Origin of the sequence: Terasakiella sediminum (assembly GCF_033100395.1) — a bacterium.
In the GTDB taxonomy this organism is placed as follows: domain Bacteria; phylum Pseudomonadota; class Alphaproteobacteria; order Rhodospirillales; family Terasakiellaceae; genus Terasakiella.
This window is the reverse complement of sequence record NZ_JAWLVJ010000016.1, coordinates 1-26,782: the sequence shown is the minus strand read 5'-3', so window position 1 is coordinate 26,782 and position 26,782 is coordinate 1. Positions and strand designations below refer to the sequence as shown.

The following is a 26,782-nucleotide window of genomic DNA, read 5'->3' as shown; positions in this document are numbered from 1 at the left end:
TATGAAAAGATCACGTAATGCAAAAATTATCGCAACGCTCGGCCCGGCCAGTTCCACCCGCGTGCGTATCGAACAGTTGTTTAAGGCTGGCGCTGACGTCTTCCGCCTGAACTTCTCCCATGGCAGCCATGAAGATCATAAGGATCGCTATGATGCAATCCGTGATGTGGAGAAAGAACAGGGACGACCAATCGGTATCATGATGGACCTGCAGGGACCCAAATTACGATTAGGGACCTTTAAGGATGGATCTGCTTTGTTGGGCATGGGGCGTCGTTTTCGTCTCGACTTGACAGACGAACCAGGTGATGTGACGCGTGCGCCATTGCCGCACCCTGAAATTTTCGAAGTTCTGGAACCGGGCATGATGCTTTTGCTGGATGACGGCAAGATGCGTCTTAAGGTTCTGGAATGCGGTAATGATTTTGCTGAAACCGAAGTGATGGTGGATGGCACATTAAGTGATCGCAAAGGCGTTAACGTTCCAGATGCCGTTCTGCCTCTATCAGCGCTGACTGAAAAAGACATGACGGATCTGAAGTTTGGCCTGTCCATTGGTGTGGACTGGGTTGCCTTGTCGTTTGTGCAGAAAGCGGATGATATCCGTGAAGCGCGCAAGATCATCGGCAAGAAAGCTTCAATCATTGCCAAACTGGAAAAACCTTCTGCCATTGAAGACCTGGAAGAAATCGTTTCGTTGGCTGATGCTGTTATGGTTGCACGTGGGGACCTTGGGGTGGAATTACCGCCTGAGGACGTGCCAATTCTGCAAAAACGTATCATTACAACGGCCCGACAGCAGGGGAAACCTGTGATCGTGGCAACACAAATGCTTGATTCTATGGTCAGCGCGCCCGCACCAACACGTGCGGAAGCATCAGATGTGGCAACAGCCGTCTATGACGGATCCGACGCGGTGATGCTGTCTGCAGAAACAGCAGCGGGTGATTACCCGGTTGAAACGGTTGAAATTATGGACCGTATCATCCAGCGTGTGGAAGGTGACCCATTGTGTAAACGTACCCGTGAAGCAGACCGTATTATTCCGGAAGAAACCGATAATGATGCGATCAGTGCCGCGGCACGTCAGGTTGCCCAAACCATTAAGGCCAAAGCAATTGTGACATATACGACGACCGGCTCTACATCGTATCGTGTGGCCCGTGAAAGACCGGAAACAATGATTTTGAGCTTAACGCCCAAAGTCGAAACAGCTCGTAAACTTGCCTTGTGCTGGGGCGTCCATTCTTCTGTTACGCCGGATGCGGCGGATTTTAGCGAAATGGTCAAAGGTGCAAGAAAAGTTGCCAAAGCTGAGAAAATTGCAGGGCGCGGGGAAAGCCTTGTTGTCACCGCAGGGGTACCGTTTGGTACGCCGGGGGCCACAAACATCCTCCGTATTGCAAGTCTCAGTTAGGTTTATGTTTACAGAAATATTTTCTATCCTCGCACCTGTATTTGTGTGTGTTGCCATCGGTTATGGCTGGTCCAAAAGTGGTCGGCCGTTTGACACACCGATGGTGACTGCCATCGTGACCTATTTCAGCACGCCATGCTTGGTGTTTTATGCACTCGCCAATGTGGAACTGGATATGTCGACGCTTAGTGACATGGGGCTGGCGGCTGTTTTGGCCAATGTCGCTTTTGTCATTATTTCATCGATCATTCTGGCGGTTTTAAAACTGCCACAACGTGCGTTCCTGCAGGTTCTGTCCTGGCCCAATGTGGGTAATATCGGTTTGCCGCTCTGTCTGCTGGCGTTCGGTAATGAAGGCCTTGCGCTCGCCATCACTTTCTTCACCATCTATGTCGTCTTGCAGATGACGGTAGGGGTGGCCTTTATCTCCGGCACATTTTCGGTTCAAAGTTTTTTGAAAATGCCGATCATTCCTGCAACACTTCTGGCCTCCATGTTTCTATTCACTGATCTGGAAGTACCGGGTTGGGTATTTAACACCACGAAACTGATCGGGGATATGACCATCCCGCTGATGCTGTTTACGTTGGGCGTGTCGCTCGCAAGTTTGCAGGTCGGCAGTTTGAAAACAGCCATCGGCTTATCGGTCGTGCGCTTGGCGATGGGGTTTGCCGTCGGGGTCGGCCTGGTTGAGATTATGGGGCTAACCGGGGCACCTGCTGGTGTTGTGATCCTGCAATGTGCCTTGCCTAGTGCGGTCTTTTGTTATCTCTTTGCCCAGCTCCATGACCAGCGACCGCAGGAAGTCGCTGGGGTTGTTATCGCATCAACATTCATGGGGTTTGCGGTTCTTCCTGCGTTGCTTTGGTACGTGCTTTAAATTCAAGCCTTATTCGGCGGCGAGGTCCTGTACCTCGCCGTTTTTGAATTTGGCCAGAAGCTCTGTTTCTTTTGCCTTCACTTCTTTAACGGCTTCTTCCTTGATGTGACCAAAACCACGAATTTCGCGCGGCAGGTCAGCGATTTCAACAGCAAGGCCAAGATTTTCCGCATGAAGGTTCTGACAGATTTCTTCCAGAACGCCCATATATTCAGAAATCAAGGCCCGTTCCATTTTGCGTTCGGCGGTCTTGCCGAAGATATCGAACTTGCCGCCACGCAGGTGCTTGAATTTTGCGACAAACTTGAAGGCACCCAGCATCCAGGCCCCATATTCTTTCTTTAAAAGGTGACCCGTCTTGGCATCTTTTTCTGACAAAAGGGGTGGGGCGAGATGGAAGGAAAGCTTGTAGCCATCTTCAAACTGCGCGTCCAATTTCTCTTTGAAGGCAGGATCGCTATAAAGGCGGGCAACTTCATATTCATCTTTGTAAGACATCAGTTTTGCCAGCACGTGGGCGACAGACTTTGTCAGTTCTTGCGAGCCTGTGCCCAGCTCTTTTTCCGCTTTATAGACACGGTCCACCATGGACTTATAACGGTTGGCGTAAGCCGTATCCTGATAATCTGTCAGGTGCTTGACACGGTGATTGATCAGTTCTTCCAGATCTGTCTGGATGAATTGTGGTTTTTCATCTTCCAGCAAGGCTGTCAGTTTATCCATATCATGTGCGGCCCAGCGACCCAGATTGAAGGCACGTTTGTTGAAGTCAATCGCTACGCCGTTCAGTTCAATGGCTTTCAACAGTGCATCTTCAGAAAGCGGGATCATGCCCATCTGATAAGCATATCCGACCACAAACAGGTTGGACCCGATTGAATCGCCCAGCAGTTTGGTTGCCAGATGGCTTGCATCAAAGAACCAGCTGTCGCCTTCGGCCACAGATTCTGCGATGGTGTTTTTCATGCTGTTCAGCGGGAAGGCAGCGTCGCGGTTGCAGGCGAAATCAGGGGTCATGACCTTATGGTCATTGATAATCGCTTTTGATTTGCCCGCTTTCAGTTTGGCAAGACCGTCAAAGCTTGCGGACGTCACAAGATCGCAGCCGAGCATCAGGTCGGCTTCACCCGCCGGGATTTTAACTGCATGGATATCTTCCGGTGCATCGGCCAGACGCACATGGGAAATCACAGACCCGTTTTTCTGCGCTAGACCCGTCATATCCAGAACGGAGACACCTTTCTTTTCGATGTGGGCTGCCATACCGATCAGGGCACCAATGGTGACAACACCTGTGCCACCAATCCCGGTGACCACGATGGAATATGTATCGGCTGTGGATGGCAGGGTAGGGGCCGGGAGCTTGCTGACATCAAACTGATCCAGTTGACTGCTGCCTTCTTTCTTCTTCAGTTTCGCGCCATGTACAGAGACAAAGCTTGGACAGAAGCCTTTGACGCAAGAGAAATCAAGGTTACAGGATGATTGGTCGATCTGACGTTTACGCCCCAAATAAGTCTCTTTCGGGGTGATGGACACACAGTTGGATTTTACCCCACAGTCACCACAGCCTTCACAGACGGCATCATTGATGAACAGGCGATGGCCCGGTGTCTCGGCTTTTCCACGTTTGCGCATGCGGCGCATTTCGGTGGCACAGTGCTGATCGTAAATCAGAACGGAAACACCTTTCCAGTTGCGCAGGTCACGCTGGACTTCATCCAGTTCATCACGATGGTTGAAGGTAACGATAGAGGCAAAGTCGGAACGACTGCCGTATTTGTTCGGATCATCTGCGACAATGGCGATACGCTTGACGCCTTCACCTTCCAGCTGCCTGGTTAGCCCCTGAACGGAAAGCGGGCCGTCAAATGGCTGGCCCCCTGTCATGGCGACAGCGGCATTGAACAGGATTTTATAGGTGATATTGACGTCTGCGCCCAAAGACTGACGTATGGCGAGAATCCCGGAATGGTAATAGGTCCCGTCGCCCAGATTGGCAAAGACATGTTCTTCATTGGTAAAGTGGCTTTGACCCACCCACGGCACACCTTCGCCGCCCATCTGGGTAAAGGTTTGTGTCACATCCGGGCGCACCCAAGTGGCCATATAGTGACAGCCGATGCCGGCCAGTGCGCGTGATCCTTCCGGCACGCGCGTCGATGTATTGTGCGGACAGCCGGAACAGAAGGTGGGGGTACGGTGCGTGGTGCGACGTGGTTTTGCCAGTTCAATTTCTTTTTGATCCAGCCAGGCCAGGCGTTCTTCGATAGCGTCATCCGTATAATATTTCTGAACGCGTGCAGCGATCACACGGGCGATGCGCGCAGGCGACAATTCGTTCGCACTTGGCAAAATCCAGTCAGACTGTTCGTCGAATTTGCCGACAACGCGGGGGCGATCTTTTTCATCCCAGTTGTAAAGCTGTTCTTTCAACTGGTTTTCAATGACGGCGCGTTTTTCTTCAACGACCAGAATTTCATCCAGACCTTTGGTGAATTCTTTAATACCGTGAGGTTCTAGCGGCCAGGGCATGGCGACTTTATAAAGGCGGATGCCAAGTTGGCTTGCGCGTTCTTCATCAATACCGAGGTCTTCCAGAGCCTGAAGGACATCTTGGTATGATTTACCGGAGGTGACAATCCCAAGGCGGGCCTTGTCGCTGTCGATCATGACTTTGTCTAATTTGTTGGCGCGGGCAAAGGCGAGGGCTGCGTAAAGTTTGTATTTCTGCAGGCGGTATTCTTGTTCCAGCGGCTTGTCCGGCCAGCGGATGTGAACGCCATCTTCAGGGAAGTCGAATTCAGGATAGACGGTCTGGACGCGGTTCGGGTCTACATAGACAGAAGCGGACGCATCAACTGTTTCAGAAATCGTCTTCATCCCGACCCAGCAGCCGGAAAAACGCGACATTTCCCAACCAAGGACGCCGTAATCAAGAAATTCCTGAACGTTGGATGGGTTCAGCACAGGGATTTGCGCATCCATAAAGGCATATTCGGACTGACACGGCACGGTGGAGGATTTACAGTTATGGTCGTCACCTGCCAAAGCAAGGACGCCCCCGTTTTTGGAAGTGCCTGCATAGTTTGCGTGTTTCAGCACATCACCGGAGCGGTCCACACCGGGGGTCTTTGCATACCACATGCCAAAGACGCCATCATATTTTGCACCTTCAAACAGATCAACCTGTTGCGAGCCCCAGACGGCGGTTGCGCCGAGTTCTTCGTTGATGCCGGGTTCGAATTTTACATGTTGTTCCGCGATGAATTTTTTTGCGCTCCAAAGTTCCCGGTCCAGGTTCCCAAGGGGGGAGCCACGATAGCCGGAGATAAAACAGGCCGTGTTCAATCCGTTTTGCAGATCACGTTGTCGTTGCAGCATGGGCAGGCGCACCAGGGCCTGTGTCCCGGTCATATAGACCTGACCGCATTCGAGGGCGTATTTATCTGATAGTGTGACGTCGCGCATGATGTTCATCTTGGTCTCTCATCCCTGTGTTTTAGCGATATGCCAGTAACTTTACTTATATGTAAGTATGAGGGGATGAATTACGAGGTTTCAAGTAGGTAAGTGATGCTGACCTAAAATTCGCAAGAAACGGATATGGTTTCCAATGAAATCAAAGAATTGTTTCAGAAGTCGTTCGGATAATGAACAAAAATTACGCCTTCGCGCATGCAAAAATGACCGTTGCATGTGCGAAAAATGGTGGGGTGACGAACAGAATCAGTTTTAAGGACTGTTTTCAGCCCATAAAATCTTCGCCAAATTCCTGCTGAATGGCTTCGATTTCGATCATATGGCTGGCGAGCGATTCAACGCATTCTTTGTCCAGACGCACGCCTGCTTCGATTTGCAGGGTTTTCATGGCGCGATCATTTGACCAGCCGTCTTTGTACGGGCGTTTGCTGGTCAGGGCATCGAATATATCGGCGACCGCGACAATGCGCGATTCAAGCGGGATTTCGCCGCCTTTTAATCCATGGGGATAGCCTGTCCCATCCAGAGCTTCATGATGATACATGACGATATTGCGTAACATGTCAAAGAAGTTCAGGGCGCTAAGGCCAAACTGTTCTGCCATAACCGAAATGATATCCCCGCCTTTGACCACGTGGGATTTCATCAGCTCATATTCTTCCATAGTCAGTTTGCCGGGTTTTAACAGGATGTCATCCGGCACAGCAACCTTGCCCACATCGTGAAGCGGAGCAAACTGGAAGATATATTCGATCCAGTCTTCTTCGTGATTATATTTGGGCGCGAGGTCGCGGGCGATGAGGCGGGCATATCTGGACATACGTTCCAGATGATTACCTGTTTCTTCATCACGCTGGCGGCTGAATTCCCGGGCAGTCTTGACGGCACCTTTAAAGGTTCTGAGTGTCTGAAGTTCATTGATGATCAACAGGGACACCACGCCTGCATAAGCTTTAAGTGAAGCCAATCGCCCATCAGAGAAATAGCCTTTCTCCGCTGAATTGAAAAACAGGAAGCCATAAAGCTGGCCATTAAACCGGATGGGAACCGTCATGCTGGCAAGATAGCCATGTTCAATCAGATTTGCGGTATGTGGGGTTGACTGCGAAAAGACGCTCAGGTCATCAATGATGCGTGGCTGGGCGTCTTCGGCGATTTCCTGTAAGGATTTCGCTTGTGCCAAGGGAGCTTCGTAAAAACTGATGGGAGAGGAGCCGTCGGTGCTATGGGCAAAGGTTTTCAATTTGTCGGTTTCGCGGTCATAAACAGCAACCGCAATACGGCATAGGGCCGGGTGAGTGATGCGGATTTCCTCGTGGATTTGGCACAAGCGTTCACCAATGGATATCTGATCTTTATTGAGCACCTTTTGCAGCATCTATCCCTCGTTCAATGCCAGTACATTTCATTATTGTGACAAGTATACGACTTAGGGGCGAAAAAGCGATTGTCTAAATGTAGTGGGACTATGGGATGAAGTATTAGATTTTGAAGTTTTACGTATAGAGCGCGCTTAAGCGGTCTCCATAGTGGATTTTGATCACATGGCGGCGGATTTTAAGGGTCGGTGTCATTTGCTCGTTCTCAATGGTGAAGGCCTCGCTTGTCAGGATGAATTTGCGCACCTTTTCGATATTGGACAAATGTTGGTTTACCCGAGACACGGCACCGGAAATTTCTTTGATGAACCCTTCTTCTTTGATGATGACAGACAGGTCCTGTTCCACATCATTTGCCTTGGCCCATTCAAAGGCAAATTCTTCGTCCGGTACAATCAAAGCTACAAGATGCGGGCGTTGATCGCCGTAGGTCATCGATTGTGCAATCTCTTTTTCCAGAGACAGGAAGCCTTCAATCCGTTGTGGGGAGATATTATCTCCACCGGAATTAACGATGATATCTTTTTTGCGATCTGTGATCTGTAGATAGCCGTCGTCATCCAGAAAACCGATGTCACCCGTATGAAGCCAGCCGTCCTTGATTGTTTCCTGCGTGGCCTTGTCATTGCGCCAGTAGCCGCGCATGAGCAAGCTGCCACGCACCAGAATCTCTCCATCTGCTGCAATTTTGAGCTCGGTATCTTCCAGCACTGGGCCAACGGTATGCATCTTGATTTGTTTGGGCGTATTTACACTGATGACAGGCCCTGTTTCGGTCTGCCCATAGCCCTGGAAAATCTGGATGCCGATACCCTGAAAGAACAGGCCGACTTCAACGTTTAAGGGGGCACCACCGGAAACCATGGCTTTCAGACGTCCGCCAAACCGTTGACGTACCTTGTTGCGCACCAGCCGTTCCAATGCAAAATTCTGGATATGGCCCATCAAGCCGATAGGTTTGCCTAAATGTTTGTTGATGCCCAGTTCCACGGTTTTATGAAACATGCTGGCTTTCTTGCCGCCTGCCTGTTCAACACCTCGCAGTATTTTGGCGCGCATCATTTCGTAAAGACGGGGCACGGCAGTCATGACAGTGGGGGAACATTCCGCCATATTGTTGACCAGCTTGTCCGCACTTTCCGCATAGTAAATCTGTGCACCCAAGGAGATCGGCCACATCAAGCCGGCAGTATGTTCATAAGAATGCGACAATGGCAGGAAGGACAGGAAGGTTTCATTGTCCAGCCCGATGTCTTTTAACAGTGTCGTCGCCCCCTGGCAGTTATGCATGATGGCACGATGCGGCAGCATGACGCCTTTGGGGGTGCCACCTGTGCCGGAGGTATAGATGATACAGGCGGTATCTTCTCTGGTCAGGGTGGCTGCTTTTTCAACGATTTTGCGATCCTGATCTGCGCCTTCTTTCAACATGTCGGCCCACAAATAAATTGGGTGGGACAGTTCCTGTTTTAAATCGACATCTTCAATGGAAATCACAAATTCTATGTCGCTGGCTTCATGTGTTGCGGGCAGCAGGTTCCCGGCCAGGCGTTGTGTGGAAACAATAGCTGCCTTGGCTTGGGAATTATTCAGGATATGTTTGTGATCGTTTAAGGTATTGGTTGTGTAAGTCGGCACCGTAATAGCACCTGCGGCCATGATGGCGAGATCGGCAATGGCCCATTCCGTTCTGTTTTCAGAAACCAGAACCACCCGGTCACCCTTCTGAATACCTTTGCCAATCAAGCTTTGGGCAAGTGCGATGACGGCAGATGCGCATTCTTTCCAGGTGGTGGGTTGATATGTCCCGTCAACCTTTTGCCACAAAAACGGCTTATCTCCCAGGCGTTCGGCCTGATTGAAAAACAAGGTGACGAGGTTGTCAGTCATGGCATTTCCTTTTTTGCGCGGTTGACATCTGATCGTGGCGGGACAATTCTACCTTCAACTGATTTTAATCTTTAAAGTGAAAAGAAAAAATGACAACAGAAAATGCTGCTGAATTGCCCACCTGGGACCTCTCTCACCTCTATAGCGCGCCTGATAGTGCTGAATTAAAAGCCGATCTGGAAAAAGGCAAAGAGCTTGCCCAGAAATTTGCGGATACCTATCAGGGCAAGCTGGGTGAAATCGATGGCGCTGGTTTTGGTCAGGCACTGGCTGATTTTGAAACCTTGGAAGACCTGCTGGGTCGGGTCGTCAGTTACGCGCAATTGCTTTATGCAGGCGACAATACGGATGCAGATATTGCGCAGTTCTATCAGAATATGCAGGAAGAAATTACCAATCTGTCCAGCCTGATCCTGTTCTTTACACTTGAGATCAATAACCTTGAAGATGACGCGCTGGAAGCCTTGTTGATTGATCCAGCGGCCGGGAAATATCGTTCCTGGGTCATGGATGTGCGGGTGCATCGCCCTTATCAGTTAAGCGAAGAGATGGAACGTTTGCTGGTGGAAAAATCTGTCAGCGGCAAGCGCGCCTGGAATCGTCTGTTTGACGAAACTATGGCCGGGTTGCGTTTTCCATTTCAGGGTGAAGAGTTGACCAATTCAGAAATTCTGGACAAGCTGTCGTCCAAGGATGGGGATGTACGTCGCGAAGCGGCCAAGTCGTTTGGTAAAGTGCTGGGCGACAACATTCGCCTGTTTTCCTTGATTACCAATACATTGGCAAAAGACAAGGCAACAGAAGATCAATGGCGCGGGCTGGAACGTCCGATTTCGGCACGTAATTTGTCCAACCTTGTGGAAGATGAAGTTGTGGATGCGCTGATCTCTTCTGTGAAAGACTCATATGGTGATCTGGCGCACCGTTACTATGGCCTCAAGGCCAAGTGGTTTGGTGTGGGTCAGATGAATTACTGGGACCGCAACGCCCCTTTGCCTGAAGATGTGGATCGTAAGATCCCGTGGGATGAAGCACAGGAAACGGTGTTGAAAGCTTATGGCGCCTTTGATCCGGAAATGGCAAAAATCGGTCAGCGTTTCTTTGATGAACGCTGGGTGGATGCCCCACCACGTGCAGGCAAAGATAGCGGGGCCTTTGCGCACCCGGTAACCCCGTCCGCGCACCCTTATATCCTGCTGAACTATCATGGCAAGGTACGTGATGTGATGACCTTGGCGCATGAATTGGGCCACGGGGTACATCAGGTTTTGGCATCTGATCAGGGGGCCTTGATGGCAGATACACCCTTGACCTTGGCAGAAACGGCGTCAGTCTTTGGGGAAATGCTGACGTTCCGGTCTATGTTGGATCAGGAAAAAGATGAAAAAGTACGTCGCATCATGCTGGCGGGCAAGGTTGAGGATATGCTCAACACCGTCGTGCGCCAGATTGCCTTCTGTGACTTTGAACGTCGCGTGCATGATGAACGCAAAAATGGGGAGCTGACATCGGACCGTCTGGGTGAGATCTGGATGGAAGTTCAGACCGAGAGCCTGGGGCCAGCGTTCAAGTATGACGATGAGTATAAGCATTACTGGGCCTATATCCCGCACTTCATCCATACGCCGTTTTATGTTTATGCCTATGCCTTTGGTGACTGTCTGGTGAATTCACTCTATGACGTATTCCAAAGCGGGCACGAAGGCTTCCAGGCGAAGTACCTGGACATGCTGGCAGCAGGTGGCACCAAACGTCACAAAGAACTGCTGGCACCCTTTGGTCTGGATGCATCTGATCCGGATTTCTGGAAGCGTGGCCTCAATGTGATCTCAGGCTTTATTGATGAGCTGGAAGACGTGCTTTAACGCATCGGTGCTTTATGGCAGACGGAAGAATGGGGGATCAGAATGGTAATTCTGGTCCCTGTTCCTTTTTGACTGTCCATGCGAATAGCAAATCCGTGAAGCTGCGCCAATGAATTAACCAGCGGCAGGCCAAGGCCCGTGCCTTCATGACGCCGTGTCATATGGCTTTCCACCTGACCAAAGACCTGTGTGGCTTTCTGGATTTCTTCTTGCGTCATGCCGATGCCGGTATCTTCGATTTCCAGTAGCAATGCGCCTTCGTCGGTTTCAATTGCGCGCAAATGAACAAGGCCGCCTTCTTCGGTGAATTTTATGGCGTTTGACAAAAGATTGATGACGATTTGCTTCATGCGCATTTCATCGGCCAGAATGGCTGGCAACTGGTCGTTGGCATCGTTCTGTAGTTTGATGCCACCGGATGCGGCCCGTTCTTTGACCAGATTGAAACAGGCATGGCACAATTCATGAAGGTTTACTTCTTCAATATGCAGATCCATCTTGCCCGCTTCGATCCGTGACACATCCAGAACATCATTGATGACTTCCAGCAGGTGAATGCCGGAAAGATGGATGTTTTCGATATATTCAAAGTATTTTTCATGTGCTTTGACGGGGCCAAAAATATTTAGTTTGATGGCTTCTGAAAAACCGATGATGGCATTTAGCGGCGTGCGCAGTTCATGGGACATATTGGCAAGGAATTCGGATTTGGATCGGCTGGCCAGTTCTGCGGTATCTTTTGCTCCTCGCAATTCCTGCTGATGTTTGATCAGGACGATATGGGTCTGATAGATGATGAAAAAGGCCGCGCTGATACTGACCAAAGCCACAACAATAAGCACGATCTCGCTGGTTTTCAGGGTGCCGGACAGTTCCGTTCGAATTTTACGAATATTTTGATCGACCGAATTTACCGCATTTTGTGACAGGATGGAGATCATATCAGCGAGTGCGCGTTGTTCCTCCAGGTGGTGCGCGATATCATGTTTCGTTTCCAATTCACGCTGTTTGATGGCAAAGAGGCTTTGATCATCAAAGCGCAGGGCTGAAAATTTATCGCTAAGGTCAATCAAATTGCGGGTCAGGATCGGGTTGCGTTCGGCAAGCGGGCCTTTCTGGTGTTCTGCCACCGCCTGTTGGAATTCATCTAAAGATCGATCAAACTGATTTCTAAGCGGGGTCAGCATTTGTAGATCCGTTGTCTGGGCTGCGGATGTCAGCTGTGCGATCATCAGGGCCCCCTCGGCCTGAATGCCGCGGGCGTAGGAGGTATGGTTGATGGCCTGATCGACCAGGTCAGTTATTTCTTGCTTGGTGTCCTGCGTGTGGTCTGCATGATGACGACCATCTAGATGAGCGCCAATATGCAGGGCGGTGCGCTTGCCTTTCAAGCGGGTAAGGGAAGTAACGCCATAAAGGATGGGCTCATGGATGTCTGTCAGTTCATTTTGCAGTACATGAATGATCTGAGTGGCACGTTCTTTCTGTTTTTCCAGTTCCAGGCGCAGGCTGGTCAGAGTGCCTATTTTCTGGGTGAGCTTCCAGATTTGCTCGCTGTTTTTAAGAAAGGTCTCAAAGTCACTTAAGGCGTTTTGAGAATTCAAAAGATTAAGTGACGACAGCATGTTGGTATGGTGTTTGCGCAGCCGTTCGATTTCATCCTGAATTTGCTTTTCTGATGTCGATAGGGCGATTTTGGGCGCCCCGGCAGCAATCAGGGCGGCGCGTTCGGAAAGGCCAAGGGTGGCCGACAGGGTTGGCAGGGTCTGGCTGTTGTGATGATCAACCGAACTGGCAAAACGATCAAATGAAATCAGGGCAACAGCGGTAGAAATCAGAATCAGGACAACGACACTGAAAAAAGCGATCAGCAGTCGTTTTCTGATTATGTTTTCTTCACCTACATTCATGCGCGATTACTTTACCAAGCCATGTTTTTTTAGAATGTCTTTTGCGTTGTTTTCATCGATCCTTTGGGTGGGTAAGGTCAGGCGTTTGACGATTTTACTGCCGTTTAGAAAACTAAGTGCTTGCTGGATGCCATCAGCGCCCGGTGTTTTATAAAGGAAGGTTGCATCGAGAATGCCGTCATCGACCCATCGCACACCTTCTTCCGGGATGCCGTCAATGCCAATAAATATGCTTTCATTTTCTCGCCTCAAATCCTTGGCCGCAAGATATGCACCAAAGGCCATGGGGTCGTTATGGGCATAAACCAGGTCAATTTTTTTGTATTTGGCAAAGGCGTCTGAGGCAATGGAATAGGCGATATCCTGTTTCCAGTCTCCATCCTGGGGTTCGTTTAACAGGGTAATGCCTTTTTCCTTGGAAACAACTTCCCAGAAACCGTTGTGACGATCATGAGCAGGCGTGGATTTCATTCCGCCCCAAATCTCAACAATCGTGCCTTTGGCCTTGCCGGGGCCGCCCAGCTGTTCAATCGCATATTTACCTGCCGCGCGACCAATCAGCAGATTGTCCCCACCAATATATTGGGTGTAAAGATCGTTTGAAATATCACGATCCAGGACGAAAACCGGAATACCTGACTTGTGGGCTTTATTAACCACTGCGGTTAAGCCTTTTGCTTCCTTCGGGGAGACCAGAAGTGCATCAACCTTACGTTCAATCAGTTCTTCAATATCGGCTATCTGTTTGCTGACACTGTCCTGTGCATTTCGCACGATAAGTGTGATGTTGCTGTGCTTTTGTGCTTCTGCGCGTGTTTCCTTGTTAAACAGCAACCGCCAGGGTTCTGTTGTTGTAGCTTGTGAAAAACCGATCACATATTTGGTTTCAGCCATCAAAGAGCTTGCCGAAAAAAGGCAGAGGCAAAATACAAAGAAGTAAGAAATGAAGCGTTTTGCGTCTGATCTGACCACCCTATTCCTCCTTTTTATCATTTTGTTATTCTTATTAGATAGGAAAGGGTTAGCGGCTGTCAAAGGATTAAAACTATTTCAATGTGTGTATAAGGTTATTGAAATGCAAGTTTTGTGTACTAATTTTATAAATAGGTAGGTGTTCGCAACTTAAGATTAAGATTATTCGTTTTTCATCGCATAAAATGGAATGAGTACTTGTTCTTTAACCGATGATCTTCCATGATTGAAAAAAACTAAAAACATATCTTCTGGCCTAGGGACTCAAGAATGCCATTAGAGAAATTCAAATCACTGCTTTCAAGCCGTGGGAACACACTGCTTTCCCAAATTATTGAAAGCACGCCGGTACCAACATTTGTGATTGATTCAGAGCACTGTATCATCCATTGGAATTCTGCGTGCGAACAGGTAACGGGCGTACCTTCTGAAGAGATGGTTGGTACAAAAAGACCCTGGCATCCCTTTTACAAGGAAGAACGCCCAACCATGGCGGACCTGGTTCTGGAAGGGCGCATCGAAGAAGTGAAGGCTTTTTATAAGGGCAAATATAAACGATCCAGCATTCTTGAAAATGTTTGGGAAGCTGAAGACTTTTTTCCACATTTTCCCGATGGAGGGAAATACTTGTCATTTAGTGCAGGTGTCTTAAAAGATGACGATGGGATGGTGATCGGTGCAGTGGAAACCTTGCGCGATATCACCAAGCAAAAACAATATGAACAGTCTTTGCGTGATAAAGAACAGCTGCTAAGCGGGGTCATCGAAGGATGCCCGGTGCCGATGTTTGTGATTGATGAAGATCACTATGTCACCCATTGGAACAAAGCCTGTGAAGCGATCATCGGGACGGCAGCAGAAGAGATTGTAGGCACCAAAGATCAATGGAAAGCATTTTACGATGAACCCCGGCCTGTCTTGGCTGATATCATGTTGGATAATCGCGCATCTGAACTGAGTGAGTTTTATAACGGTATCTGGGCAGCATCGCCCCTGATTGAAAATGGCTGTGAGGCAACGGACTTTTTTCCAAACTTCAGATCCGGGGAAAAATGGCTCTATTTCACGGCTGCCCCGATTATGAATGAGGAAGGCCAAGCCGTTGGCGCGGTGGAGACATTGCAGGATGTCAGCAATCAGAAAAAGTATGAAGCCAAACTGGAGTTTCAGGCAAACCACGATGCTTTAACAGGCCTTGCTAACCGTAACCTTCTGTCAGATCGTCTGAAACAGGCGATTGCACATGCTGAACGAGACAAACGGCTTTTATCCATCCTGTTTATTGATCTGGACAATTTCAAGACGGTTAATGATACGCTGGGGCACAATGTGGGTGATCAGTTGATCGTGGAAACGGCCAAGAAAATTTCCAATGCGGTGCGAAGTGGCGATACGGTTGCGCGCCTGGGCGGGGATGAATTTGTGGTATTACTGTTTGCCCCTGAAAATGAAGACCATGTGATTGATATTGTGCAGCGGATTTCAAAGGAAGTTGCTACCAGTTTCCGCCACGAAAGTCAGGATTTGCATGTGAGCTGTAGCATCGGCGTTGCCATGTATCCGCAGGACGGCCAAGATGTGGAAACCCTGATGATGAATGCTGATACGGCCATGTACCGGGTGAAGGGCCGTGAGAAAGGTGGCTTCCGCTTCTTCACGCAAGACCTGAATGAACGGGCCGTTCAGCGTCTGCAAATCGAAAATGATCTTCATAAAGCGATTGAAGATGATCAGTTTGAGCTGGTTTATCAGCCGATTTATAATTTGCAGACAGGCGAAATAATCGCGGCAGAAGCCTTGTTGCGTTGGAACCATCCGGAACATGGGCTGATCCCTCCCACCGACTTTATCCATATTGCAGAAGAAACCGGAAAAATCGTTGAAATTGGTGACTGGGTTTTGCAAACAGCGGCGGAAGAGGCGCTTTATTGGTTTAACACCATGGGTAAATCCCTGCGTATTTCCGTCAACGTGTCAGCGCGACAATTCAGAAACCATGAAATCCATAAAACCTTGAAACGGGTCTATGACACCATTGGTCGTCCCGGATTTAATATTGAACTGGAACTGACCGAGAACCTGGTCATGCATGACCCGGACAAGGCCAAGTCGGGGCTGGAAGAATTACGCGACCTTGGTGCGCATTTGGCAATGGATGATTTTGGTACGGGCTATTCAAGCCTTGCGTACTTGCGCCGCTTCCCTTTTGATATGATCAAAATCGATAAGGCCTTTGTCGATGATCTTGGTAAAGACCGCGAAGCCGAAGCGATTGTACGTGCTATGCTGGATTTAGGGCGTGCCCTTGGATTGCGTATGCTGGCAGAAGGGGTGGAGCATGAAGTACAGCGCCGCTTCCTGGTTGATGAAGGCTGTGATGAAGTGCAGGGATTCTTATTTTCCAAACCCAAATCTGTCGAAGATTTCAGACAGATGCTGCATGATGAAGAACATCAACCCGTGCCGGAATTTGCAGGCCTGGGGATTTAACGCGATAGGACTTATCCGTCCCAGAGGTTCTCCCCACCGGGAAGGGCGCGTCTTGCCTGAATGACGATTTCCGGCGGCAGGCCTATGTGGTCACAGAAAGCCAGCAGACCGCCTTCGTCCCCTAAAAGGAAGTCAAGTACCCCTGCTAAAAAGGACGGGTCGGTCATATTTTCTTTCAGGTCATCAAGGCCCATGCCGCTTTGCGCCATAAGTGCATTCAGCGATTGTTCATGGGCACCGATAAAGGTGATGGCCTGTATCGCGATGATTTCAGCTTGTTCCGACTTCATGGGAATTAGCTGGCCACATCTTCGATTTGATCCTGATGTTCAGCGCGAATGTCCAGAATTTTGGGCAGACATTCAATAAACAGGGGGACCAGGTTTGGGTCAAAGTGAGAGCCTGCATTTTCTTTCAGGAAGTTGATGGCTTCATCAATCGTCCAGGCTTTTTTGTAGGGGCGCCAAGACGTCAACGCATCAAACACATCACAGATCGCCGCAATACGGCCTTCAATGGGGATATCTTCCCCCTTTAGACCTTTGGGATAGCCAGAGCCATCCCATTTTTCATGGTGGCTGATGGCGATGGTGCGGGCAAGCTGCACCATTTCAGACTCGTTATCCGCCAGAATTTCTGCACCCAATTGGGCATGGGTCTGCATAATTTCCCATTCGTCCGGGGTCAGTTTACCGGGTTTCAGCAGGATATGATCGGGGATACCGATTTTACCCACATCATGCATGGGACTTGCGTAAAGGATCAGTTCAGCCTGGCGTTCTGAAATCCCGGCAGCGCGTGCAAGCACCTGACAGGATTTGGACATGCGGATTACATGTTCGCCTGTTTCATTGTCGCGATATTCACCCGCACGGCCCAGACAGCGGATGATATCCAGTTGGGATTTGCGCAATTCAGCTGTTGCTTCATTGACCTTTTCTTCCAGCGTGTGACTGTAGTCTTTCTGCTGTTTGTAAAGGTGTCTGATTTCAAGGGAATTGTGGATACGCTGCAGAACTTCGGCATGCTGGAACGGCTTGGTCACAAAGTCACGTGCACCCAGATCCAGGGAACGCAGACGCGTTTCCATATCGGTTTGCGCAGTCAGAACAAGAACGGGCAGATAGTCGGCTTCATCATGTATTTCTTTTAATTGTTCCATGACTTCAAAGCCGTTCAGGCGCGGCATCTGGATGTCGAGAAGGATCAGGTCATATTCATTTTCCTGATGCAGTCCCTTCACCTGGGTCGGATCGGTGGTGCTTGCAACATTTTCATAGTCTTCCTGTTGCAGCAATGCTTCGAGCAGCAAAACATTAGAAGGATTGTCATCAACGACTAATATTTTTGATTCTTTTAGTATTTTTATTTCAACAGCCATTGCCGACTCTCCCTGGCGCCGAGATTTTATTCATCGTTAGCTTGTTTTAGCATATTCCTGCCACCTTTGACAAAAATCTTTCGTATTAATTGTAATGCATTGTGAAGATATTGCGCCCTAGTGATCATCCATGGGAATGAGGGGACTGTCATTTTCTGCTTTGGGAAATTCAATCCAGAAAGAACTGCCTTCATTGACCTTGGTGAAAAAGCCAATCTTTCCGCCCATCAGGTCACATAAATGCTTGCATAGTGTCAGGCCTAGCCCGGTCCCTTCAATACCTTCGCTATGGGCTGTAAGTCTGTTAAAGGGAGCGAAAATATCATTATGTTCAGTTTCTGCGATGCCTCGCCCGGTATCGCTTACGATAAGGCGGATGGTGCTTTCAGTGGGTTCTTCACAGGAAAGGGTTACGGTGCCTTCTGGCTTGTTATATTTTATGGCGTTGCTCAGCAAATGAACCACGATCTGCTGAAACCGTGCCTGATCAGCAATGATGATGGGTGCATGCCCGGCATGGGGTGATTTTATGATGTTCACATTCTTTTTATCCGCCATGACCTGGACTTGTTGAACGCAGACATCAATGATATCGCACATATTAAGCGCCTGTTTGGACAGGCTGACCTGCCCATTTTCAATGGCTGAAATATCAATAGCTTCGTTGATCAGCTTTAAGAGATGTTCACCCGCACTGAACATATGTTCGATAAACTTCAGCTGCTGGTCATTGAGATTATTTTCCGGGTTCTTATTCAGGATTTGCGCAAATCCCAAAATGGCATTTAAGGGGGTGCGCAGCTCATGGCTCATTACCGACAGGAAATTGGATTTTGCCCGACTGCTGTTTTCGATATCTTTCATGGCCTGGCGCAGCACGTCTTCGGTTGCGACCCGTTCGGAAATATCATCAAAGACAATGATTTTTCTTTCATGGCCTTCACTGTTGCTGATGCGAGAGACGTTGAATTTCACCGGGAAGGCGGCTTTTGACTTTGTATGCATCTGGGTTTCGCCGCTGTTTCGATCACTATGTAAAAGATCGGCAATGTCACTGTCTGGCATCAGCAAGTTTGCCAGCGGCTGGTCTTTTAGTTCTTCAGGTTCATACCCCAGCAATTTTGCAGCTGCAGGATTGATGAACTGAATTTTGTTGGCATCATCAATTTCCAGTATGCCAGCCCCAGCCGCAGACAGGATCAATTCATTTCTCTCGCTCAGCTTTTGGATCGTTTCTTCAGCTTTGCTGATGGTTGTCAGGTCATTCACCCAACTGAAAATCCGATCCTTTCCTTTGAGATTGATGATCTTTGACGTGATCAGGGTAGGGAAGGTCTCCCCATTCTTCTTCTTTCCCATAAAACGAAAAGATGATGGGGTGTCATTATTTTGCAGGACATCCAGAAATGTGATGCGGTCATTTAAATTCGCATAAAAATCCAGCGTGGAAATACTGCCTTCGTCGCTGCGATCGTAGCCAAAAATATCCAACATGCGCGCATTGATAAAACGCACCGTGCCGTCCAATTCGACCAGCATGGCCCCAACCGGGCTGAGTTCCAGATAGGTGCGAAACTGTTCTTCGATATCGACCAGTGTGGTTTGATCGGACGGGGTGTGGGTCACATCTGAATATTGGGTGATGAACCCACCGTCGGGCAGAGGGGTGCCTTTGACAGAAATGACAGTGCCATCGGGGCGGCTGCGCACAAATTGGTGGGGGCGTATATGTTTGACCTGATCCATGCGTTCCTGAAACTGCTGTTCTTTATCGCCGGGGCCATATTCCCCGTGATCAATATTATAGCGCAGCAGGTCAGCAAAACTCATCCCGGTCTCAAGGAAATCGTCGGGATAGTCAAGCAAGGTCTGAAATTTCTTATTGAACAGGATCAGATTCAGCTCACCATCAAAAACACTCAAGCCCTGATCCAGGTGGTCAAGTGCCTGAATGATCAGATCAACTTCCAGTGTCGTCTTTGACTTTGTGATCTTTTGCAACTGTCTCACCCGCGAGCGATTTTATCCCCAAGACCAAGAGCTTAATATTCTTTAGGCTATTGAGCAAGTTAGACAAGTTAAAAAAAGAAACTTAAGGTTAAGGAAATAACCTTAGAATCCTGTCACCGCCACTGTCGAGGTCACCTGAACCGAAGCCGTCGTGTCATTCTGGCTATAGTTATAGGTGGTGTAGCCTGTTTCCTGATCTGTGGAACCTTGCGACCAGCCAGAACTATCTGCAAAGGTTAGTGTATCACTGCCATTGCCGTTGATGGTGGTGACAGACCCGCTGTTAATCTGGGTTGCACCGATGGTGATGCTGTTGGCAGACGTATCGGTTGCCAGATCAATAATTTCAACAGAGGTCAGCGTGATGTTTGCTGTCACGAAGTTCGGATCAAATCCGGCTTCCAGCTGCAAGGTATCGGTGCCTGTGCCGCCATCAATTGTGACATTACCGGATTGAATGGCAATCACGTCATCATTACCACTGGAGGCAAAGGTGTAATCTGGCACATTGACCGTCTGTGTGGTGATCGCCGTATCATTGCCGTCTGTGGAGGTAATAGACGCTGTGAGGTCGAAATTGTCCTGTGTGTCAGTGACACGGATTTTCACATTATCCAGATTATCATTGGCAAGGGTGGCTGATCCGCTGGAAACGCTGACAGCGGAATTGTCAACATAAAGGGTCGCTGTGTCTGGAATGCCGGAAAGCGTAATGCTGGACAGCGTTTCTGACCCGTCAGTATCTGTTTCTGCATGGCTTAGATAGATCGGAATATCCACATAAGCCGTTGTCGTTGATGGCTTATCAAAGGAAAGAGAGTTGATAAGGAAGTCATCGCCCTGTGCATCCGGTTTGAAGACGATCTGGTCAAACTGGCTGCCGTTTGAAGGGGCAAGGGTTATGGCCGTATCAATGGCGTCGGTGACCCCATCTCTGGTTCCGGACCCAACAGATGATCCATTTAGGAAGAATTCGTAAGAAGCCGTTTCTGAACTTGAAAGCCAGGCAAAAGCCACGCTGACGGAAGAAACATTGGTGTCAAAGTCAACATAAAGAGTTTCTGCAAAACTTTGATAACCGATCTCGGTATGGTTTCCCGATTGATCACCTGTCACCCCAAAGCCACTTACAGTGCCGTCATCTGAGGCGTATGTAGCAATATCATCTGCATTTGGTGTGTGATTGGATTGAGCTTTACCTGTGATCGTATAACCATTACCAGTTGCGGTGACATTGTCTTTTGTAATGGTGACGGTTGATGCATCGCCATTGACCGTTATTTCTGTCCCTGTGCCCAGGCTCATGTTCAAGGTTGGGGCGTCGGCATCTGCGGTGACGGTCAGGTTCACGGTTGCGGTCTGGGTTTCCCCATCTTCATCAGTGACGGTGTAAGAGAAACTGTCTGATCCCGCATAATCGCTTGCCGCCGTATAGGTCACCGTATTGTCGTTATTGATGGTGACCGACCCGTGTGATGGGGTGGAGGTTGCCGTAACTGTGCCGCCATCAATGATCGTATCATTGGATAGAACCGAGATGGTGGTAGACCCATCTTCGGTCAAAGTCACGGTGTCGTTGGTAAGTGTGTTGTCGATATCGGCAAAAGTGATGGTGGCGGTTTGATTGACCGAATTTGTTCCGTCACTAACCGTGAAGGTAATGGTTTCGGCCCCTTCTTCTGATGATGTGATGGTCCAGCGTTTCGCACCGCTTTCTGGATCATTTGTGGTTTGCGTGATGGTCAGGTTGCTGCCACCTGTCACCGCCGTGACTGTCAGGGCGTCACTTTCGATATCCGAGCTGTTCGCCAGCAGCGTGGTTTCTGTCAACGTATAGCTGCTGGCCTCTGTGCCATTTGACAAGCTTACGGTATTGACGGTTGGGGCATCATTCACGGCATTGACGGTGATGGTTGCTGTCGTGCTGTCGCTCAGGCTGCCATCACTTACGTCATAAGAAAAAGTGACCGCACTGTCGTCATTGGCCGCAGGGGTATAAACCCAGCTGACGCCATCTTCATTTTGAACCAGGGAACCATTCCCACTTTGAATAGTAAAGTTGGCTATGCTCAAACTGTCGTTATCGACATCAGATGAACTGCCCAGTAATTGGGTGGTCGTGATGGTCAGGGGGGTATCTTCATTGGTGCTCAGAGAAACCTGATCACCCGCTACCGGGGCGTCATTTACTGCCGTAACAGTCAGGTTCACGGTTGCTGATTGTGTTTCCCCATCTTCGTCAGTAACCGTATAGGTGAAACTGTCTGACCCGTTATAGTTTGCCGTTGGTGAATAGGTGATCGTGTTGTCGTTATTGAGCGTAACCGACCCATTTGATGGTGTGGAAATGGCACTGACGGTCGCCCCGTCAATGATCGTATCATTGGCAAGAACGGAAATGGTGCTGGAGCCGTCTTCACTTAAGGTCACACTGTCATTGGCTAGCGTGTTATCCGCATCGACGAAATTGATGGTCGCGGTTTGAATAACATCAACAGTGCCGTCACTGACGGTAAAGGTGATGGTTTGTTCACCTGCTGCAGTGGATGTGAGGGTCCATGTGCCTGCCTCGGTATTTTCAGTTGCTGTGATATTGGTCCCGGTAATGGCGGTGACATTCAGGGTATCATTGTCGAGGTCTGAACTGTTGGCCAACAGTGCACTTTCCTGCAGGGTATAGCTTATATTCTCAGTGCCGTTTTCAAGTGTGACGGTGTTGACCGTTGGGGCGCGGTTGATGTTGGAAACGGGTTGGTCATTCTCAACAGCAGTTTTTGCACTTTCAGCAAAAGAGGTCGCATTTTGCTGAGTTTGTGAGGTAACTGCAAACAGGTCATCACCTGTCTTGCCTTGCGAAATCGCGGTGTCAATATCCGCGTTTGACGTACTGATCTGGGAGGCGGTTGCCGCTGCATTGGTGCTGACTTTTGATGTATCAATCGTAACACCACTGTCAGAAAGCTTGCTGGCGGTGGAATTGATTACTGCCGTCAGATCGTTTGAATCGCTGAGGTCAAAGGTGATATTGCCGTCATTGGCTGCTTCTGTAATTTTCTCGGCAATGACGGTAAAAATGTGACTGGCAGCGGTACTACCGCCCAAGTTGCTAGATGCTCCCTCAAGAACCGCACCTGCTTGAATGATGATGTTTTGAATTTGTACACCCACAGCTGCCAGTTTTGAATAAATTGCTGTGTTTTCTCCAGTATTAGCTAATGCGATGGGGTCATCGCTCAATAAGCTAATACTGTTACCAAGCCCGAACTGGGTCTTCAATTGTGCTTCACTCACCCCATTTACCATGAGGGTGGTCAGGGGGGAAATGATGCTTGTTCCATCTCCTTTTGGAGCCTGTAAAGCTCCATAAAAGGCCGCTCCTGTAGAGGCATCAGTCCCGCCAACAACAGAAATAACATAGTCGGTTTCTGTGGTAGAGATGGTGAAATCACCATCTGAATCCGTCATCACAATGCTTGCAATTTCATTGGCATCCAGCACACCGTCTTTATCAAGATCAATAAATACATTTGCGTTTTGCAGGTATCCATCAAGGGCTTTACCTGAATAGTTATCAACAGGTGGGGGCGGGGGTGTTTCGTCACCTGTCTCTGAAACGGTGATTTGAACGGTGGCGGTTTGAGTCGCGCCGTCTGTTTCTGTGATCGTATAGGTGAAGCTGTCATTCCCTGTGAAATCATCACTTGGGTCATAAGTCACAGTGTTATCATCATTAAGCGTGACTGTTCCGTTTGAGGGGGTGCTGAGGGTTAGGGTCTTGTTTGTATCTATTGTGTCATTGGCAAGAATATTAATGTCTACTGTCGAATTGTTGGCAACACTGTGATCTGAATCATTTTGGAGTGTGTTGTCCGCAACAGCCGTAAATCGAGCAACAGCAGAGGTCGATATCGTCTGTGTCTGCGGCCCGTCATCTGTTGAATATGTAGCTTCAAGATCATATGTGAAGGTTACATTCGAGCTGTTGTTTTCAACAGGGGTATAAGTCCAGCCGGTATCGGTTTCTGTCAGCGTACCGCCATTTTTGGAAGTCGGGTTTAATACATTAATCGTACTGCTTTCTGGGAAGGTATTGTTTGCAATGAGCTGGGCTTTGGTGATTGTTAAAATCTGATCCTCTGTCCCTTGTAAGGAAACGGGCTTCAGGCTGGCGGTCCCATCACCGTTAATATCGCCAATTTTTGCATCAGAAAGTTTTGAATCGAGTGTGTCGACGTAAGAAGATTTCAAACCATCCAGACTGGTGCTGTCAAACGTACTGATTTGATTGAATTCTTGAGAGGCCGCTTCGGCCACAACAGCGACTTGTGCCAACTGAGTGAGTAAAGCCCCACCATCACTATTGCTGTCAATTGCATCAATAAGGTTTGAAATTGTTTCGTTAGAAGCTTGGATGATTTGGGCCGTTTGTTCTGCCACAGCGTTAACGTTGGTAATTAATGTGGGGCTGAAGATCGTATTTCCGCCGCTATCTTCCAGTGCAGCAGCATCCTTAATTGCTTTTTCCAATGTCGCTGCTGAATCTAAAGGAAGTTTCTCTGTAGCGGAAAGACCTTTGATCGATTGAGCAAGGGAGTCAAACAGAGCAGCAGAAGTTGTACTTTGCTCTAATGTTACGCCATCGCCTGCCGCAGCTTCAAATACATTTGCGGCCTGCATGATGGTGTTTTGTATTTGCACCCCTACTGCGGTGACTTTTGTCAGCGCCTGGATATAGTCGGCATGGTCAGCTGTGGGAATGTTGTCCGGCAAAGTTCCGTTTGAACCCGCTACAGGATCATGTTGGGTTAAATCAAGCAGGGCTGGATTATCAAAGTTGAGTGCGGTGGCAAGCTTTGCCTGGGCGGCCGCGACATCTAAAGCCGGGTCTGCGTCCATCAAGGCAACAAGCATGGTGGTCAATGGTGTGATAACAGTGGAACCTGCAGGCGCTTGCAGGACACCATAAAATGGCTTGTCTGTAGCGATGTCAGTGCCACCCGTCAGAGAAATTACATAGTCTTCTGCCGTTGTCGAAAGCACAAAGGTGCCGAAACTGGAAGGGTTATCTTCTGTGCCTGTGGTGGTGTATGTCGCACCTGCTACATTTTCGTTATCATCCAGAACGCCGTTTTTATTCAGGTCAATAAAGACGGTTGCACCTTTAATATATCCATCAACCGCTGTACCATTTAGGGTGACAGTGACGGCAGTGTCATTATTATTTTGCGACGTCGTGGTGGTGGTGTCTTCTTCATCACCGTCGCCATCACCATCGGCGTTTGCAACTAATGTCGTATCGTTATTGTCTGACGTCTCATCTGTAAATCCTGTAAATGTGGTGTCGGTACCGTCGTCATCATCCGCGCTGTTGGGAATGACTTCCACATTCGAATAATCGGTATTATCTGCAAGCTTTTTGGCTTTGGTGTCTTGATCCTGATTGGTACCGTACCCTGCATATTCCTGTGCTTTTTGCAGGGCGTTGAAAGAGTCTTCTTCTGCTTTTTTCGCTGCTTCATAGGCCAGGCGTTCGGCTTCTATGGCGCGTTGGGCTTCTTCCAGGGCTTGGAGGGCAAGTTGTTCAGCCAGTTCGGCTTCTTGTTGTTCCAGTGCGGCTTGTTTCTGCGCTTCAAGGGCGGCTTCCAGCAGGGCTTGGTCTTCTGCCGCCTGTGCCAGCAAAGCTTCGGCTTCCTGTTGGGCGAGCAGGGCTTGCTCTTTAGCTTGTTCTGCGTCTAATTCTGCCTGATTGGCATCTTCCTGTGCTGCCTGCGCTTCTTCGGCAGCCTGTTCGGCGGCTTCCTGCAGGGCTTGTTCCATTTCGCGTGCATCAACGGCTTCTTCAACCAGGTTGCGTGGCAAGTTGCGTTGCGCATCGCGGGTCATGGTTTCTATTTGGTTTGTGGTGAAACTTTGCTCTGTGGGGCGACTTGATGTCGTCGGGTTCCAGCTCCAGCCGATATTGGCTTCATTGGTGGTGCCAATGATGCCGCCCGCATTGTCATAGATAACAATTTCACCCGCCTGTTCGCCATCCAGCGTGGTTTCCAGCAGGTTGACGGCGCGGAATTCACCTTCTTTGTATTCGACAAATACTTTCGTTCCACGGATCCCGATGGTGGCGACCGGGGTCGTGATGTTGACCGCATCCGGATTGATCTTGGCGATTTGCCCACTGACAAAACTGGCGGTGCCTTCCACAAGGGAGATCACCGCGCTGCCTTCCTGATTGCCGGGGTCATAGACCAGTTCATCCAGAACCAGCTGACCTTCTTCACCTAATGAAAAGACCGAGGTATCAGCAAGGGTAATCCCGATGCCGGATCCGGTTTCTGTTTCCAGAATATCACCCTGATATACCTTGTCGCCTACATTGAGGAATTCCGTTGTGCCGTCCACATGGGTGACGCTGACCGCACCTTCCACATTATCGACGGTGCCGATGGGCTCGCCAATGCCGTCCGGGATGGCATCAGCCGGGGCAGGCAGGTCAAGGCCCGGGATTTCCACCTGGGCAAATTGATCTTGTGCTGCGACATCGCGCGCATTTTCAAACAGGGTGCCGTTGATAAAATCGCCATTGGGGGTGGTGAGGTCGGCTAGTGTTTCCGTTGCAAAATATCCGGGCGCAACAAAAACTGATCCATCCTCTGTCTCGATCAACAAATCAGAACCATCACGAACGAAATTAGCCGAGTGAAGCGATAGGCCCTCGGGTAAAGTAATTTGACCGGCATCGCTGTCCAATGCGCGGTATTGAAGTGGCTCATCACCACCTGGTGTATTCAGCATAGACAACCCTCACAATTGTCTATGTCATAATCCTCTGCCTGAAAGCATGAAGCTTTGGTTTATTATCCCTCAAGTCACCCATAAAAATCAGATGTGCTTGCTTCGTTAATTTAACGACCTTCAACAGTGCATTTTGACATAGGAACGCCCTCACATGGCGTAGTGTCAAGTATACGGGAAATTACCTAATTTTACGAGTTTATTAGTCGAGTATCGTACTTGGGTATCTAGGTCCTGTTGACAAAGTGGATTTACAAATTGCGTAGAATGTGATTCAAGACTTCTTTTTATGAGGAGAAGTCTATGCGTAATTTGA

Annotated in this window: 13 protein-coding genes; 4 read left to right on the top strand and 9 right to left on the bottom strand. The window is 49.0% G+C overall.

The window, feature by feature from the left end; genetic code table 11:
• Position 1: 1 nt before the first annotated feature.
• Together pyk and RYZ26_RS13195 are read left to right on the top strand one after the other, a co-directional pair.
• Positions 2–1,417 carry a pyruvate kinase gene (pyk, locus tag RYZ26_RS13200; protein ID WP_317683693.1) on the top strand — a complete coding sequence of 472 codons (1,416 nt, stop codon included), beginning with the start codon at positions 2–4 and terminating at the stop codon, positions 1,415–1,417.
• A gap of 4 nt (positions 1,418–1,421) precedes the next feature.
• On the top strand, positions 1,422–2,297 hold the full coding sequence (locus tag RYZ26_RS13195; protein WP_317683692.1) for an AEC family transporter: 876 nt from the start codon (positions 1,422–1,424) through the stop codon (positions 2,295–2,297).
• Positions 2,298–2,306: 9 nt separating this feature from the next.
• Here RYZ26_RS13195 and RYZ26_RS13190 read toward each other — a convergent pair whose 3' ends face one another.
• The 3 genes from RYZ26_RS13190 to RYZ26_RS13180 all read right to left on the bottom strand — a co-directional run bounded on the left by RYZ26_RS13190 (position 2,307) and on the right by RYZ26_RS13180 (position 9,049).
• Complete coding sequence (locus RYZ26_RS13190; protein WP_317683691.1) at positions 2,307–5,777, bottom strand: indolepyruvate ferredoxin oxidoreductase family protein; 3,471 nt, start codon at positions 5,775–5,777, stop codon at positions 2,307–2,309.
• 268 nt (positions 5,778–6,045) lie between these two features.
• Positions 6,046–7,158: an HD-GYP domain-containing protein gene (locus RYZ26_RS13185; RefSeq protein WP_317683690.1), complete on the bottom strand. Its 1,113-nt coding sequence runs from the start codon at positions 7,156–7,158 to the stop codon at positions 6,046–6,048.
• 118 nt (positions 7,159–7,276) lie between these two features.
• Positions 7,277–9,049, bottom strand: coding sequence for an AMP-dependent synthetase/ligase (locus RYZ26_RS13180; RefSeq protein ID WP_317683689.1), 1,773 nt, complete (start codon positions 9,047–9,049; stop codon positions 7,277–7,279).
• An 89-nt stretch (positions 9,050–9,138) separates the two neighbouring features.
• Between RYZ26_RS13180 and RYZ26_RS13175 the strand changes: the two genes are divergently transcribed.
• A complete protein-coding gene (locus RYZ26_RS13175) occupies positions 9,139–10,914 on the top strand; it encodes a M3 family oligoendopeptidase (protein WP_317683688.1) in 1,776 nt (591 codons plus the stop codon).
• Here the strand turns inward: RYZ26_RS13175 and RYZ26_RS13170 are convergent.
• Together RYZ26_RS13170 and RYZ26_RS13165 are read right to left on the bottom strand one after the other, a co-directional pair.
• Complete coding sequence (locus tag RYZ26_RS13170) at positions 10,911–12,824, bottom strand: sensor histidine kinase (RefSeq protein WP_317683687.1); 1,914 nt, start codon at positions 12,822–12,824, stop codon at positions 10,911–10,913. The genes RYZ26_RS13175 and RYZ26_RS13170 overlap by 4 nt on opposite strands.
• 6 nt (positions 12,825–12,830) lie before the next feature.
• The gene (locus tag RYZ26_RS13165; RefSeq protein WP_317683686.1) at positions 12,831–13,718 is read right to left on the bottom strand and encodes a substrate-binding domain-containing protein; all 888 of its coding nucleotides are present in this window, start codon (positions 13,716–13,718) and stop codon (positions 12,831–12,833) included.
• 348 nt (positions 13,719–14,066) lie between these two features.
• On the opposite strand from RYZ26_RS13165, the gene RYZ26_RS13160 reads away from it, so the two are divergent.
• On the top strand, positions 14,067–16,286 hold the full coding sequence (locus RYZ26_RS13160) for a sensor domain-containing protein (RefSeq protein WP_317683685.1): 2,220 nt from the start codon (positions 14,067–14,069) through the stop codon (positions 16,284–16,286).
• An 11-nt stretch (positions 16,287–16,297) separates the two neighbouring features.
• Here the strand turns inward: RYZ26_RS13160 and RYZ26_RS13155 are convergent, their stop codons facing one another.
• The 4 genes from RYZ26_RS13155 to RYZ26_RS13140 form a co-directional block, all read right to left on the bottom strand.
• Positions 16,298–16,576, bottom strand: a complete 279-nt coding sequence (locus RYZ26_RS13155) for a DUF3572 domain-containing protein (RefSeq protein WP_317683684.1) — start codon at positions 16,574–16,576, stop codon at positions 16,298–16,300.
• Between the two features lie 5 nt (positions 16,577–16,581).
• The gene (locus RYZ26_RS13150; protein WP_317683683.1) at positions 16,582–17,667 is read right to left on the bottom strand and encodes an HD domain-containing phosphohydrolase; all 1,086 of its coding nucleotides are present in this window, start codon (positions 17,665–17,667) and stop codon (positions 16,582–16,584) included.
• 117 nt (positions 17,668–17,784) lie between these two features.
• The gene (locus RYZ26_RS13145) at positions 17,785–19,668 is read right to left on the bottom strand and encodes a PAS-domain containing protein (RefSeq protein ID WP_317683682.1); all 1,884 of its coding nucleotides are present in this window, start codon (positions 19,666–19,668) and stop codon (positions 17,785–17,787) included.
• Between the two features lie 111 nt (positions 19,669–19,779).
• The gene (locus RYZ26_RS13140; RefSeq protein ID WP_317683681.1) at positions 19,780–26,466 is read right to left on the bottom strand and encodes a cadherin-like domain-containing protein; all 6,687 of its coding nucleotides are present in this window, start codon (positions 26,464–26,466) and stop codon (positions 19,780–19,782) included.
• Positions 26,467–26,782: the final 316 nt, after the last annotated feature.

What these genes read in the sequence shown, in the direction of transcription:
- pyk (WP_317683693.1), top strand. Translation starts at nt 2, where the DNA reads ATGAAAAGATCACGTAATGCAAAAATTATCGCAACGCTCGGCCCGGCC.
- RYZ26_RS13195 (WP_317683692.1), top strand. Translation starts at nt 1,422, where the DNA reads ATGTTTACAGAAATATTTTCTATCCTCGCACCTGTATTTGTGTGTGTT.
- RYZ26_RS13190 (WP_317683691.1), bottom strand. Translation starts at nt 5,777, where the DNA reads ATGAACATCATGCGCGACGTCACACTATCAGATAAATACGCCCTCGAA.
- RYZ26_RS13185 (WP_317683690.1), bottom strand. Translation starts at nt 7,158, where the DNA reads ATGCTGCAAAAGGTGCTCAATAAAGATCAGATATCCATTGGTGAACGC.
- RYZ26_RS13180 (WP_317683689.1), bottom strand. Translation starts at nt 9,049, where the DNA reads ATGACTGACAACCTCGTCACCTTGTTTTTCAATCAGGCCGAACGCCTG.
- RYZ26_RS13175 (WP_317683688.1), top strand. Translation starts at nt 9,139, where the DNA reads ATGACAACAGAAAATGCTGCTGAATTGCCCACCTGGGACCTCTCTCAC.
- RYZ26_RS13170 (WP_317683687.1), bottom strand. Translation starts at nt 12,824, where the DNA reads ATGAATGTAGGTGAAGAAAACATAATCAGAAAACGACTGCTGATCGCT.
- RYZ26_RS13165 (WP_317683686.1), bottom strand. Translation starts at nt 13,718, where the DNA reads ATGGCTGAAACCAAATATGTGATCGGTTTTTCACAAGCTACAACAACA.
- RYZ26_RS13160 (WP_317683685.1), top strand. Translation starts at nt 14,067, where the DNA reads ATGCCATTAGAGAAATTCAAATCACTGCTTTCAAGCCGTGGGAACACA.
- RYZ26_RS13155 (WP_317683684.1), bottom strand. Translation starts at nt 16,576, where the DNA reads ATGAAGTCGGAACAAGCTGAAATCATCGCGATACAGGCCATCACCTTT.
- RYZ26_RS13150 (WP_317683683.1), bottom strand. Translation starts at nt 17,667, where the DNA reads ATGGCTGTTGAAATAAAAATACTAAAAGAATCAAAAATATTAGTCGTT.
- RYZ26_RS13140 (WP_317683681.1), bottom strand. Translation starts at nt 26,466, where the DNA reads ATGCTGAATACACCAGGTGGTGATGAGCCACTTCAATACCGCGCATTG.